Raw genomic sequence first — 14,381 nt, 5'->3', positions numbered from 1 at the left:
GGTCGGAACGTCGAAGAAACCATCTCAGTAGCGATTGCTTTTCGGCTGGAAGAGTGTGGTCGGCGAGGGCGCCAACCACGGCACGCGAGGGCGCGTGCGCTCCCCATCGAAACAAAAAAGACCGGAGTTGCCTCCGGTCTTTTGCATGCAGATCAGGAACTTTGCGGTTTACTGCCGCACTCGATAGAACTTCGCGCCGCTACCTAAAGCGGCGTTGAACGGGCTTGAGGCATTGGCAACATCAGTCCAGGGCCCGGTGACGGCGGGTGCTTCCTGGAGTCTGCCGCCGGTCCAGGTGAGGGTGAGGTTGTTGCCTTGCCGCGTCGGTTTGCTAAGCGTCGGTTTGGTGTCTCCTGCCGCAGGACGCGTGATGACGACGCCATACATGTTTTGACCGGAGTTGTCCGCTTGCTTCAGTTGGAAGGCACCGGCAGGAAACGCTTTCGTATAAACCGAATACCACTGGTTGATGGAGCCGTCCGCCCCTTCGTCAATCCCGACCTCATCCGGGGCGGCCGTGCTGCCGGCGCGATTCTTCCCCGAGAGCACCGGCGCCCAACCTTGATCCAGCAGCCACTGCATTTTGGTAGGGCCGAACGAGGGCGGATCGCTATTCGCGCTGTTCGGGTCGCCGAGGCGATTGTCGATGAGCATGTACGCCTGCACGGCTTGGGATACGGTCACATCGAGGACATAACTTGCGTTGTCGCGATTGTCATTGCCGGACATGATGTACTCCCCGCCGACCAGGTAAGCCGGAATCGACACGGTGTCTGAGGCGTTCGTGTAGCGATGATTGCGGTCCACGAAGGCTGGAGCGTGATTCCCGAAAAGGCCCACGGTGTATTTGTCACCGATTGCCGCCCCTGGGATGGGTTCGCTGGCGACGGAGACGGTGAACGTTTGCCCGGTCCATTTCGCGGTGATGGTGTCGGTCGGTTCATTGTCACCGCCGGTTTCCACGACGTTGGAGATCAGCCCAGGGGCGCTGGGTGGTGGAAGCGGACCCTGAGTCAGCGCGAGAAGCTCGAGCCCAAAGACGATATCCGAACTCCCCGCGTCAGTCTGATGGACCTCGGCCGCCAGAACATTATCGCCTTTCACGAGGGCGGCGGCTGGAATGTCAAAAGGTCCCTCCCAGATATTCCGACCTTCGTGGCTGGCTGCGGCTGTAGTCACGGTGACCGGTCCGGCTGCGATGCCGAAGCGATAAACTTCGGCGCCGTTCAGATAAAGGACAAACCCGTCATCGATCAGGTGGCGCAAGCTCAATTTCGTCGTGGCTGGATCACCCGTGAAATTGAAGTGCGTGCGGAAGTAATCGGTCATGATGCCGACGCCGGCGGCATCCTGCCGTTTGAGCGTGGTTCGAATCGGTTCCGATGTGGCGCCGGATTCAAGCGCCAAAAGTGCCGCGCCTTCGGGCCAGGCACTGTCGTTGAAGTTCTTTTCTTTCCAGGCGGTTCCCAGATCTTTGCCGGTGTTTTCGTAGCGCCACTTCTGCTGGTCATCAATGCGGATCACAACGTTCGTGACGAGGGTTACTCCGGCGGGTGGTGGTGGCGGTGCGGGAGGCGTGGTCGAGACCAGCAATTCGGCTCCGAAAACAAGATCCGAACTGCCCGCGCCGGACTGGTGGACTTCAGCCGCCAGCACATTTTCTCCCGCGACCAGAGCCTTGCCTGGAATGACAAATGGGCCTTCGTAGCGGTTTTCGTGGCCGTCGAAAGATGTATCCCAGGCCACGGGCGTCCCTGCGGCGAGTCCGAAGCGATGGATCTCGGTGCCATTAAGGTAAAAGACCACCCCGTCATCGACCACATGACGCAGCAACAGATCGCCGCCTAACGGCCCGTTGTAGGTGAACTTGAAGCGGAAATAGACGGTCCAGAGGTAGTCGCCGTTGTCGCTGAAGCGGCTGATCTGTGTGCGGATTGGCTCGGCGGTCCCGCCGCCCTCATCCGCAATGAGCGCCGGACCTTGCTCCCACGCGCTGTCATTGAAGTTCTTCTCACGCCAGGCTGTCCCCAAGTCCACTGCGGTGCGGTCAAATCGCCAGACAGTCTTCTCGTCAATGGCCGCAACGGTGACGGTGGTCGCACGAGTCGTGAAGCTGAAGTCGTTTGTGTTTACGTGCGGAGGCGTTGCCGTATCGCCGTAAACCAGGCGCACGGAGATTTTGCTGTTCTGGGGAAGGTCCGTTGGCGGATCGTAAAGAATGGTGGTCTCATTGCTGTCCGCCGGCTTGGTCAGTTTTGGTGTAACACTCTGGCCGTTCACCGACAGTTGCACGGAGTTGGGATTGAGCTTCGGAGTGGTTCCGTCCACCACGATAATCTCGACGTTGCTGTCAACCGAGACACCCGTAGCGCCGCTCAGCGGGCGGACCGACCTGACAAAAGGCTCGTCCACGGTGGACCAGACTACCGTCAGCAAAGGCCGATCATCCAGATTGGAATGTTCCGAGGAGCTGAAGTCGGTGCCATCAGTTCCTCCGGGCAGAAACACCCAGCCGTGATTCGGCTTGGTGCCATCCGACCACGCTTGCAGCGTACTGACCGGCAGCGGAATCACGGTGATTGAGCCGTTACCGGGGAACGTGACATCCGGATCAATCGCCGCTTCAACGCCATCCGCCAGGATGCCATCCACCAGAGATTCCCAGGTGCTTGATTCCTGCCAGGGCACGAGCATCTGGTGCATTTTCGGATCGTTGCCTGTGTTCGTAATCCTGACGGTCAAGGAACCATACAGGATCTTGGATTTGGATGGGATCTGGTTGGCGCCTGTACCAAAGAGATTCTCGAATCGGATCAAAAGGAACTCCCCTGCGTCGCCTTCTTGATCGATTTCGATGGCGGTCGCGGCGCTATTGTCCGTAGCCGGGGCGCCCGAACTGATGAAAGTGTCGTGCGTCCCGGCGTAGCCATTGACGCCTTCGCGGAACGTCACGATGTTCGCGGCGTGAATCGGCAATAAACTCGCCAGAAAGGCCAGTCCGATCATGACAGGAGGGAACATGTGTGGTCTGCTTCGATTCTCCCTGAGGGTTGAGCCTCGGGAATCGTGGGATTCTAGTTCTGAGGGTGACCTTCGCATTCTCGGTTGCATGGTGGATTACGGGGTTAGTTGTTTTGTTTCGGCCCAACAGCAGGCAGGCATTGCGGCAAACGAGGTCGCTCCATGAAACTCTGTCGCGCTTTCTAAAATGCAGGTCCGCTGTCCCCTCCAGCGGACTCGAATGGACAAATGTTTCACGCTGTCCTCTGCTGGTTTCGTTCGCTTGCGCCAGACGTGAAGCTTTTCTGAAGAAATCCGGGCGCGCCCCGTTCAAGCGCGACGGCTAGCCTGGGCGGCAGTAACTGATTGGCTGATGATCGGAGGATAGAAAAACCCTGAATCCACTGCAAGCCAAAACCCGGTAATTCTAAGATTCTATTTCATAATCCCAATAATCCTGCGCCTGCTTGCCGAACGCTCCAGGGTAGGGCGAGCCTGCCCCCAGCGAGCCGGTCCCGACGTGTTCCAAACGCGTGGAGCGGCTCGCCGGGACGGGCTCGCCCTACCGAGCAGGCCAAAATGAGAGTTCCTCCGCAGCGGAATTGGGAGTTGCGCGAGCGGGGTGAAGCTTGTATGGAATTGGCTCATGTCCGCCCGCCCGCCACGTTGGGGACGCGGGCGAAGCAGCGTTGAGTCGTTATTTCGTGCGCACCTGCCCGCCTGGATTGCAGGTCTGTGCGGTGTCGTGTTGACGGCCCTCCTCTTCGCCAAGCAGCGTCAACAACAAGAACAACGCATCCGGACCGAATTCGACCGGCGCGTGGAAAACCACATGCGCGCGCTGCAAAACCGGATCAACAGCCACGGCGAACTCCTGCTTGCGCTGCGCAATCTGTTCCGATCCTCGACCAACGTGTCGCGCGAACAGTTCCGCGAAGTCGCGCGGGACTTGATCAGCCGAAACCCCGGGATTCAGGCGTTGAAATGGGTGCCGCGCGTGCCTGCTTCCGAGCTTCCGAGCGCTCCGTGCTTGAAGCCGCGGGCCGCGCCGATGGCCTGACCAATTACCAGTTCACGGAATTCGGGCTGAACCGCCAGTTGGTCGCCGCGCAGCCCCGAACGGACCACTTTCCCCTTCATTACATCGAGCCGATTGAGGAGAACCGAAAGCTCCTCGGCTGGGACGTCGCCTCCGATCCCATGCGGCTGGGGTGGTTGATGGACTCGTGCACCAACAATGAACCCGCTGTCAGCGAACGGATCACGCTGTCCAAAGAGCCCGATCCCCAGGCCAGTGTGACCGTGATCGCGGCCGTGTTGCGCAACGGAGGAAAACTAGAAACTGTCGCGGACCGGCTCGAACACTTGCACGGCTTTGTTCTGGGAATGTTTCGCGTGGGCGACGGTGTGGAAGCTTCGCTCCTGGGGAACCCGTTCGGAGGATTGGACCTGCTCGTCGTGGATGCTTCCGCGGCGGACGCCACAAACCGGTTCCTTTACTATCACCCCGGCGAGACAAACATACCCAAGTCCTCGGCTGCCGCACGAGTTCAGGCCGCGCCTACGCCGCCTCTGGGGAAGACGAATTTGACCGCGAACCTCGAGTCGATTGAGCAGGAGTTCCGTTCGGGACGGCATCGGATCGAACGGGTCGCCATGTCGCGCCATCGGGAGTGGCTGTGCTTGTTCCGCCCCACCCAGGAATTCCTGGCGAGCATGAAGTCGCCGCAGCCCATGTTCGCTCTGGTGGCAGGACTCTCGTTCAGCGCGCTGTTGACGGCGTACTTGCTCGCGACCGGGAGGCGTTCGCAGCAAGTTGAAACCTTGGTGAACGAACGAACCGCGGCGCTCGAAGAAGCCAACCTCCGGCTCGAACGGGAGACGCGCGAGCGCGGCCAAATGGCGCTCGCCCTGCGCGAAAGCGAACAGCACTTGCGCACCCTGATCGAAGTCTGCCCGGACGCGATTTGGGTCAGCCGCAAGAGCCGCATCGAGTTCGTCAATGAAGCCGCGGTGCATTTGTTCGGGGCCACTTCCCGAGACCAGTTGCTCCGAAAATCCCCCTACGATTTGATTCACCCGGATTACCACGACGCCGTGACGGAGCGGCGCTGGCAAATCCTGGAGCTCGGCGTGCCGGCTCCGTTGATGGAGCAGAAGATCATTCGGCTCGACGGTCGCGCCGTGGAAGTGGAAGTCGCCGCCGCGCCTTTCAAAGATCGCGAAGGTTCCGCCGTCGTCGCCATGTTCCGCGATATCACGGAACGCAAGCTGGCCGAACAGGAGCGGCAGCGGTTGAACCGGAAACTGCAGGAAGCGGCGAAGCTGGAAAGCCTCGGCGTCATGGCGGGCGGCATCGCCCACGATTTCAACAATCTGCTCACGGGCATCCTCTGCCACGCGTCGCTCGCCAAATTGGATCTGGCCGCGGACTCCCCCCTGCAGGAAGGTTTGACCGAGATCGAGACGGCTTCCTTGCGGGCCGCGGACCTGTGCAAGCAAATGCTCGCGTATTCGGGCAAAGGACAACTTCTGGTGCAAGCCCTGGACGTGAGCGCCGTCGTGCAGGATTCGCTCAATTTGCTCCGGCTATCCATCAGCAAAAAGGTCTCTCTCGATCTCAACCTCGCCGCGGGACTTCCGCCGGTGGAAGCCGACGCGACGCAAATCCGCCAGGTCATCATGAACCTGGTCATCAACGCCTCCGAAGCAATCGGTGAGAACACGGGCGCCATCCGGGTTTCGACGGGCGTGATGCGAGCCAGCCGCGAATATCTGGCGGGCACCATTCTTGCGCCGGAAATTCCCGAAGGGGACTATGTCTTCCTGGAGATCGCGGATACGGGCTGCGGCATGAGCGCGGAAACGATCAGCAAGATTTTCGATCCGTTCTTCACAACCAAATTCACAGGGCGCGGTCTGGGATTGGCGGCCGTGCTCGGCATCGTGCGTGGACACAATGGCGCGCTCAAAGTCACCAGCCAGCTCGGACGCGGATCGGCGTTTCGCTTGTTGTTGCCGGTGGCGACGGCGACCTTGAAACCAGCCCATTCAGACACGAAAACAGATCTCCGAGAGTGGCGCGGGTCGGGCACAGTTCTGGTCGTGGATGACGAGGAACCTGTGCGGCGCGTCGCGGCACAATCGCTCCGCCGCCTGGGATTCGACCCCGTCCTGGCCAAAGACGGGAGAGAAGCGCTCCAGATTTTCCAGCGCGACCCGGATCATTTCGTCGCCGTGCTCTTGGATCTGACCATGCCGCAGCTTGATGGAAGCCAAACCTTCCAGGCGCTCAAAGTCATTCGCCCGGGCGTGCGCGTGATGCTGATGAGCGGCTTCGATCAGCAAGAGGCCATCGCGCGGTTCGCTGGCAAAGGGCTGGCGGGGTTCCTTCAGAAGCCATTCCAAGTTCACACGCTCCTGGACCGCATGCGGGAGGCGTTGTCCGGTGATCGGTGATCAGTTGTCAGTGATCAGTTGTCAGTGATCAGTTGTCAGTGATCAGTTGTCAGTTGTCAGTTGTCAGTAATCAGTGTTCGGCGACCAGTATTCGATAAAAAGTGAGCGCTATGCTGATGACTGACAACTGGCAACTGATTACTGAATTCCCGCCTTCAAAAGCGTCTCTGCCTTCGTCTCCCGCCCCTGGAGCCGCCAGAGCGCGTCGCGTCCGCGCAACGCCAGCCAGCCTAGCATCGCCGGGATCGCCCCAACCGTCTGGCGCATGGTCGCCTGGATTTCGCGGGCGTACTCCGGTTTAACCCGGCGCATCATATCGACCTTGACCCAGGATCGAGCCGCGAAAAGGCATTCGAGTTTTCGGGCGCGCAGCCAATGGTTCACTGCGCTTTCTTCAATCCAGGGCAGGACCATTTGCATGACGCGCCATTCGTCGAGCAGCCACGACTGAAGATTGTGAATGTTCGCGCTCGTGGCGTTGAACGGATGGAGCCGATACTGGCAGAGGTATTCGGGCACTTCGACGATTTGCCGGCATCGCGCCGCCCATTCTGCCAGGAACAAACAATCCGCAACCTGGGGGAACTCACGAAACTCGCACACGGGAGGTTGATAGTCCGTTTTGAAAATGACCCCCGGCAAGAGCATGGTGGTCAACTCCGCTTGCCGCCCCAGAAAGTCAGTTTTGGGCACCGTGCGAGCGGGACCGGCGGGGCGGCGAATGGCTGGACCAATCACGGCGCCGGCCACATCGATATCTTCGTGAAAACTGTAGGCCATGGAATGCCCTGGTACCGGCTCCAGCGTGGCCATCGATTTCTCGTAAAACGCCGGTTTCACGAGATCGTCGGCCATGAGCAAGTGCAGGACTTGCGTTTCGGCGGCAAACTTCAACCCGAAATTCAAATTGGCCAGCAAGCCGATGTTTCGTTCGTGCTGCCGCCATTCACATTTCAAGCCGGAGAAATTCTGGACGATGCTCCGGGTCTGATCGGTCGAACAATTGTCGAGAATGATGACGCGGTCGGGGCGGCGGGTTTGCGCGGCCAGGCATTGGAGCGTCGCCGGCAGATAGCGCTCGCCGTTATAGACTGGCACGACAGTCGTCAGCATGTGCATCAAACCGTTAGTCCGATTACCATCTCTCGCCCCATGAACCCGGTAGGGCGAGTCCGTCCCGGCGAGCCGCTCGACGAGTTTGGAACACGTCCGATTCGGCTCGCTGGGGACAGACTCGACCTACCGTCAGGTTCATGGAAAGGGTTATGCGTGCGGGAAATCTACCGCACTCTCTTGAGGAACGCTTCCGGCCAGTAGGTCAAATTCCGCTTCAACGAACTTTCATTGAACAGCCAGCGGGGTTGCTCGATCACAAATTCGGGGTGACGCTCCACAAACGTTCGCGCCGCCGTCACCGGATTATCCCGCAACCATTCGGGCCGGCCGCGCGGGAGGTCGTGCAAATCTCTCATGATGCCGTCCGTCGCGACGAGGTAGCTTCCGGCCGGCACGAGCGAATGATACGCTTCGAGTTCGTTCAGCACGTGGTCCGCCGAATGACAGGAGTCGAGCAGCACGAGAACTTTTTCTCCGGGCGCAATCCTGGATCGAACCTTCGCGAGGACGCTCCCATCGGTCGAGCTTCCTTCCATCAGCGTGATGAACGCCGCCAGCGCGTGTTGCTCGATCGCTTTCCGGTTGTCGGGACGAATCTCGATGTCGATCCCGATGACCCGGCCTTTGCCGAGCGCTTTGCAGAGCGACGCGTAAAAAATGAGCGAGCCGCCATGAGCCACACCGGTTTCTACGATCACCTCCGGCTGCAACGTAAAAATAACCTCCTGGATCCGGAGCACGTCTTCGGGAAGTTGGATCAGCGGCCGCCCCAGCCAGGTGAAGGTGTAGGAATACTTCTGGTCCCAGCCCACTTTCAGCCAGAGTTCAGAGAGCCACTCGAAACCCTGGGGCGAATAAAGCGCCGCCGTCTCCCGGCCCGCGTCCGTCTGCCGTTCAATGGTGCGCTGCTCCGTGTCGATGATCATTTTCATGGCGTCAAAGGGCGTGTTTGAAAAATGGGTGGAACGGGCTACCAGCCCGTTGCGGGTGGCAACCTGCCACCCCAAAGCGCGTCAGGCTGGTAGCCTGCCGTAACAGGCCAGTGGCCTGTTCCACCTAGAAGGCATTCTTTCAAGCACGGTCAAAGGGTCAGGAGAGTATGGCGGAAACCAAGGGCTGCCAAGTGACGTTTGATTTCTTCCAGATAATTCGGGTTGACGATCAGGATCACCGGAACGGCGGGCACCCGCGCGTCGTCCGGAGACACCACCGGGATCGACGTGCCCGGGATCACGCAGCCTTGCTTGGCGGGATTGGAATCCACGACGAGGTCCGGCGGGCGAATCGTGATTTGGTTCACCAGCGCGACGCCCTTGGCGCCTGCGCCCCAAACAGCCCAACCGTTTGCAGCGCCGGCACCGAGCAACCGTTCTTCCAGCTTTCGCCGCGTGTTCGTGAATTCGCGAGAAAACACGTCGAGACTGTAGCGCTCGCGAATTCCCGGTGGATTCGCGCCCGGCTGGCCAGTTCCCGCGAGTCGCAATTCGAGAAGCTGGTACTGTTCTCCGAAAACGACCGAGTGGCGCAGAACCTGGAACCCAGCCGTCTCGGCCAGAAAAGCCAGCGTGGGCACACCGAAGTAATTGCAGTGTTCGCCAAAAACATCCCAGAAACACCCGTGACGGACGATCCACTCGAAGCTCGGCGTTTCCAGGACCGCGACGGGGTCACCCGCCGCGCGCGCCAGGGAGTGCAGTTCGCGTAGAAAAGCGCCGATGTTCGGCACGTGCTCGATCACGTGCCGGCAGATCAACGCGCCGAACGATCCCTTCACGTCGGTCGGCGTCGCATATTGCCGGTGGAACTCGACGTTTGCCTCGCGGAGCGGGCCTTCATAGGTCGTGTCGAACCCGGTTCCTAGCGCCGAAGCCGCCGCGCAGATCAGCCGGAGAAAATCGCCTTTGCCGCATCCGATCTCCAGGATTCGCCCGCCGCGCAAGCCATGGCGCGCGATCAGACTCTGCGCAAGTCCGTCGAGGTGCTGTTGGAAGGCTGGCGAGAAGCATTGCCGGTTTTCGTAGCGTTCGTCGTAGGGAACGGCGTTGGGATCGAACTCCGCGTTGAACACCAGTCCGCAATTCGCGCATTGGACCAACGCGATGTCACGCCGCGGGACCCGGCTCGCGTCATCGGCGGAGTGGAAGCGGTAGTTCAGCACAACCGGCTGGTCCGGCAGGCGAAACGCCGCCGACACGTTCGTCCCTCCGCAGCCAGAACATGGAATCGTGGTGCTCAATTCGTGCAATTCGGGTCTCATCCCAAACAAGCTATCAGATTCTTCAACCCCGCCTCCACATCGACTCCCGGGCGCCAGCCGAGCGAGCGCAACTTTGTGCTGTCGGACAGGACACAATCGAGCGGATCGGAAACCGGCTGCGCGGGAAACTGAATCAAGTCCGGCTTGCCCAGCAAACGGCCGAGCACTTCGGCGATCTGCCGCACGGCGACCGCTTCACCGACGCCCAGATTCACGCTGCCCGCGAACTTGCGTTCGATCAGCAACACCAGGGCCCGCGCCAGGTCGTCGATGTAAATGTAATCCTTCCGGCTGTCCGGCGTCTTGAGAGTGACCGACTGATTGCGGCGGAGGTTTTGAATGATGGAACTGCACAAGCGCGCGGGGTGCTCGCCCGGACCGTACGGATAAAAGACCCGCGCCCAGCACAGCGCCGCGGCGTGACGGGCCAGCTCCGTCTCAAGCTTCAAGTGAAGTTCATGTTTGCAGCGCGCGTAAAGCGTCGCCGGCTCAAGGGGAGTCCGGTCCTCTGCGCGGGCGGCGCCGGTCGTTCGATATTCGATGCACGTGCCCAGGACCACGAGGTGTCGGGTTCCCAACTCGGCCAGGCGTTTCAGAAAAGCCAGACTCCAATCGACAAAGCGATGGTTCTCTGGCGAATCCAGATAGATGCCCGGCGCGGAAATCCAGGCTGTGTGTACGCAAACTTCGGGACCGAACGCTTCGATCTCCCGCCAGGGCGGCTCCGCGAGGGTGCCCGCAATTCTGGTAAGGACGGATTCCACTCCGTCCCTGATCTCTTTGGCTCGACTGGACAGTATATCCGGGACGCGGTCGAACGCGTCCCTATGAGAGTCCGATTGATTGGAAACCTCCAGCCTGGCAGGGTTTGCATTCCCAGGCTCAACCGCGCAGGCTCGGACCGGTCGCACCAGCCCTGCAACGGAATGACCGCCAGCCAGCGCCTGGCGTAAAAACGCCGAACCGATGAACCCGGTCGGACCTGTCAGCAGAATCTTCACGCGCAAGACCGAGTGATCGGGGTCCGTTCTCGGCGGTTCCTGGTTGTACGGAATTGTCTTGCGCCCTCTTCTCCCTCACCCTGTCCCTCTCCCCAAGGAGAGGGGATTCCGACTGCCGCGCGAGAGAAACTGGATGCGCGCATCTCTGGCCGACGCGGAGACCGATTCTCCCTCTCCCTGAGGGAGAGGGCCGGGGTGAGGGGGAAGGGCGCGTTGGATTGGCCAGGCGGACTCATTTTCGACCCCCGCTTGAATAAACTTTGAACTGAAGGAACGGCAAATTCCGGTCGCGTTCGGAAAGCGACGGATTGGAGATGGGCCACGACACGTTCACGGTGGGGTCGTCCCAGCGCACACCGCGCGCCAGATCCGGAACGTAATACTCGGACATCTGGTAAAAGACCTCGGAGTTGTCCTGCAGGCATTGAAGGCCGTGGGCAAATCCGCCGGGCACATACAACTGCCGCCGGTTGTCCGCGGTGAGCTCGAACCCGGCCCACTTCCCGAATGTTGGCGAATCGGGCCGCACATCCACGACGACATCGAAAATCGCCCCGCGGGAGCAGCGGATCAGCTTAAGCTCCGGGCTGGGTTCGGCCTGATAATGGAGACCGCGGATCATCCCGCGCCGCAACGTCCGGGTGAGATTGCACTGCGGCCAGCGCGTGTTCAGGCCGCGCTCCGCGAATTCCTTTTCGCAAAACGTGCGGGCAAGAAAACCGCGTTCGTCCTCTTTCAAATCCAACTCGATGAGCCACACTTCCCTGAAGACGGTCGGCTCAAATTTCATAGCTTGATAGCACCCCGGAAGGAGCGCGGGCAGCTTGCCCGCGCGTTTATCCACGACCTCGCCCGGGCGCCGCGCGGAAAAGCTGTCCGCGCTCCGATTTCGCGTTCATTCACGTTCATGCGCGGTTTGCAGAGTTCATTTCAAACCACCGTGACCGCTGGAATCGGCACGATGAATTTGCCGCCTTGGGCGCGATACGCCGTTTGTTGTCGAAGAATCTCGCCGGCGAAATTCCAGGTCAGGAGCAGCGTGTAATCGGGTTTGCGCTGGACCAGCTCTTCCACCGGTCGGATCGGCAAATGCGCGCCCGGCGTCAATCGGCCTTGCTTGTAGGTGCTGCGGTCCACCACATAATCGATCGTCTCGCGCCCCAGCCCAAAATGATTCAGCAAGGTGCTGCCCTTGGCGGAAGCGCCGTAGGCGGCGATGGATTTGCCCTGTCCTTTGAGTTTCTCGAGCAGACGGCACAGATCGCGGCGAATCTCCTGCACGCGGTCGGCGAATCCCGCGTAGTAATCCAGTGACCGAACACCGGTGCGTTCTTCTTCCGCCAGCAGATTTGCGACCGTGGAGTCTGAATTGTGGGCTGCCGCGTGCCCGGCAAACAGCCGCAGCGATCCGCCGTGAATCGGCAGCCGTTCCACGTGGTAAACCGTCAATCCATGCCGCGCGAACAAAGGGGCGAGCGCCGTCACGGAGAAGTAGAACACGTGTTCGTGGTAGATGGTGTCGAATTCCGCCTGCTCGATGAAATCGACGGCGTAAGGGAACTCAAGAATGCACCGCCCGCCCGGTTTGAGCAGCCCCGCGACACTCGCGACGAAATCGTTTATGTCCGGCACGTGCGCGAAGACGTTGTTGCCGAGAACCAGGTCCGCCTGGCCGCGCGTGCTGGCAAGCTGCCGCGCGGTTTCCGTGTTGAAGAATATGACGAGCGTCTCGATGCCCTTCTGTTGCGCAATCGGCGCGATGTTCTCCGCCGGTTCGATGCCCAGGCAAGGCACGCCCGCCCGCGTGAAGTTTTGCAGCAGATAACCGTCGTTGCTCGCAACCTCGACCACGAAACTGCCGCGCCCCAGGCCAAACTCCCGGATGTAACGCTCCGCCGCTTCGCGGGCATGACTGAGAGTCGCCTCCGAGAACGACGAAAAATACGGGTAATCCGAGAAAAGCCGCGTCGGCGGAATGATGTCCAGGATTTGGAGAAGCCAGCAGGACTCGCACACGGCCAGGCGCAATGGGAACTTCGGTTCGGGTTTGGAGAGGTCTTCCGGGGACAACAAGTTGTTGGCGAGCGGCTGAACTCCGAGATCCAGGACCAGCGCGCCGCGGGTTCCTCGGCAAGCCCGGCACTGGAATGGAGCGATCATGCCGAAGCCCACGCGATTTTCCTTTCGTGAGCGGAGCAGCAGTACGCTTCGATCTGGCTGAGTGTGAGCTTGCGAAAATCCTTCGGCTCGCAAAGCGAGTCCGCGGCTCGGTACCAGCCCACCGTGTGCCGAACGGCGTCGGCGAAACCCCAGACCGCTTTCCAGCCGAGCAGCGCGCCCGCCTTGTCGGTGCGAAGCTCAAGCCAGTTGGATTCGTGGACGGCGTTGGGATCACTGCGGTCCTCCCAGGTCCCGGGCCAGGACTTCAGAACTTCTTGCACGAGTTCCGCCACGGTGCGGTTTGAATCGAGCGGACCGAAGTTGAAAGCGGAAGTGAAATGGCCGGTCGGGTGGCTCGCCCGCGCCACGTTGTCCAACACGGCGGCCAGCCAGAGATAACCGCTCAGCGGTTCCAGCACGTGCTGCCAGGGCCGCGTCGAAATCCTGTTCCGCACCGGCACAGCCTGGCCGGCCCGCAGCGCCCGGATGCAGTCCGGGACGATGCGATCCTCCGCCCAATCCCCGCCGCCGATCACATTTCCGGCCCGCGCGCTGGCGATCCGGACGGGGTGATTCGCGAAGAAGGAGTTTCGCCAGGCCGCGATAGCAATCTCCGCCGCGGCTTTGCTGGAACTGTAAGGATCAAAGCCGCCCAGGCGATCGTCTTCGCAGTAGCCGATGGTTCGTTCCTGGTTCTCATAAACCTTGTCGGTGGTGGCGAACACAGCGGCACAGGAGGCGTTCAGTGACCGCAACGCCTCCAGCAAGTGGATCGTCCCCATCAAATTCGTTTGGTAAGTCGCCACGGGTTCCCGATAGGAGCGTCGGACCAGAGGTTGCGCCGCGAGATGAAAGACAAATTCGGGCTGCGTCTGCTCGACCAGGGCTTTGACTCGTTCCGGATCGCGCACGTCGCTCAGGACATGCTCGATCCGGCCAGTCAGGCCGAGTTGATCGAACAACGCGGGGCTGGTTTCGGGAACCAGGCCCAAGCCCGTGACACGCGCGCCCAACGCCAGAAGCCACTCGCAAAGCCACGATCCTTTGAACCCCGTGTGACCGGTCACCAGGACGCGCCGGCCACCGAATGCGCGGCCGAGCAAGCTGCTCGCAAAGGGTTCAAACGTCTTCGGGTCCGTCATTGCGTCGCAGAAGATGTCACGGGGATTGCGCCGGGTCAAAGCTGGACTGGTGGCCACAAGCGACGGTCAGAGAATGCCAATCCGCGCGAAGACCGGTTGGCGGATTGAAGAGCAAGCTAAGTGGTCCGTTTCGTAAATACGCTCACGTTCGTTGCGCCCAATTTGGCCTGGGGCAAGGCGCGACGAGCGAGCATCCCCCGCCAGTGGGGCTGTGACCGAGGAGCAACGCAGCCCCAGGCAAAATTC

At 60.7% G+C, this 14,381-nt stretch carries 10 protein-coding genes; 2 read left to right on the top strand and 8 right to left on the bottom strand.

The window, feature by feature from the left end:
- Nucleotides 1–168: 168 nt before the first annotated feature.
- Entirely contained in the window at nucleotides 169–3,021 is a 2,853-nt protein-coding gene (locus FJ398_03555; protein ID MBM3837033.1) for a hypothetical protein, read from the bottom strand.
- A 625-nt stretch (nucleotides 3,022–3,646) separates the two neighbouring features.
- Between FJ398_03555 and FJ398_03550 the strand changes: the two genes are divergently transcribed.
- Both FJ398_03550 and FJ398_03545 read left to right on the top strand, forming a co-directional pair.
- Nucleotides 3,647–4,060, top strand: coding sequence for a hypothetical protein (locus FJ398_03550; GenBank protein MBM3837032.1), 414 nt, complete (start codon nucleotides 3,647–3,649; stop codon nucleotides 4,058–4,060).
- Nucleotides 3,985–6,459 carry a PAS domain S-box protein gene (locus tag FJ398_03545; GenBank protein MBM3837031.1) on the top strand — a complete coding sequence of 825 codons (2,475 nt, stop codon included), beginning with the start codon at nucleotides 3,985–3,987 and terminating at the stop codon, nucleotides 6,457–6,459. Before FJ398_03550 ends, FJ398_03545 begins: the two co-directional genes overlap by 76 nt.
- Before the next feature lie 138 nt (nucleotides 6,460–6,597).
- Here the strand turns inward: FJ398_03545 and FJ398_03540 are convergent, their stop codons facing one another.
- The 7 genes from FJ398_03540 to rfbG form a co-directional block, all read right to left on the bottom strand.
- The gene (locus FJ398_03540) at nucleotides 6,598–7,578 is read right to left on the bottom strand and encodes a glycosyltransferase family 2 protein (protein MBM3837030.1); all 981 of its coding nucleotides are present in this window, start codon (nucleotides 7,576–7,578) and stop codon (nucleotides 6,598–6,600) included.
- Between the two features lie 161 nt (nucleotides 7,579–7,739).
- Nucleotides 7,740–8,507, bottom strand: coding sequence for a hydroxylase (locus FJ398_03535; protein ID MBM3837029.1), 768 nt, complete (start codon nucleotides 8,505–8,507; stop codon nucleotides 7,740–7,742).
- A 149-nt stretch (nucleotides 8,508–8,656) separates the two neighbouring features.
- Complete coding sequence (locus FJ398_03530; protein MBM3837028.1) at nucleotides 8,657–9,832, bottom strand: methyltransferase domain-containing protein; 1,176 nt, start codon at nucleotides 9,830–9,832, stop codon at nucleotides 8,657–8,659.
- Nucleotides 9,829–10,887 (bottom strand): NAD(P)-dependent oxidoreductase, encoded by a 1,059-nt coding sequence (locus FJ398_03525; GenBank protein MBM3837027.1) that lies wholly within the window; start codon nucleotides 10,885–10,887, stop codon nucleotides 9,829–9,831. Before FJ398_03525 ends, FJ398_03530 begins: the two co-directional genes overlap by 4 nt.
- A 178-nt stretch (nucleotides 10,888–11,065) precedes the next feature.
- Nucleotides 11,066–11,623, bottom strand: a complete 558-nt coding sequence (gene rfbC / locus FJ398_03520; protein ID MBM3837026.1) for a dTDP-4-dehydrorhamnose 3,5-epimerase — start codon at nucleotides 11,621–11,623, stop codon at nucleotides 11,066–11,068.
- Nucleotides 11,624–11,763: 140 nt separating this feature from the next.
- Nucleotides 11,764–12,993: a class I SAM-dependent methyltransferase gene (locus FJ398_03515; protein ID MBM3837025.1), complete on the bottom strand. Its 1,230-nt coding sequence runs from the start codon at nucleotides 12,991–12,993 to the stop codon at nucleotides 11,764–11,766.
- On the bottom strand, nucleotides 12,990–14,135 hold the full coding sequence (rfbG, locus tag FJ398_03510) for a CDP-glucose 4,6-dehydratase (GenBank protein MBM3837024.1): 1,146 nt from the start codon (nucleotides 14,133–14,135) through the stop codon (nucleotides 12,990–12,992). Before rfbG ends, FJ398_03515 begins: the two co-directional genes overlap by 4 nt.
- Between the last annotated feature and the right edge of the window lie 246 nt (nucleotides 14,136–14,381).

The organism is Verrucomicrobiota bacterium, from assembly GCA_016871535.1.
Classification (GTDB): Bacteria; Verrucomicrobiota; Verrucomicrobiia; order Limisphaerales; family SIBE01; genus VHCZ01.
Note: the sequence above shows the minus strand (reverse complement) of the source record. Positions and strands in the feature narration are given on the sequence as shown.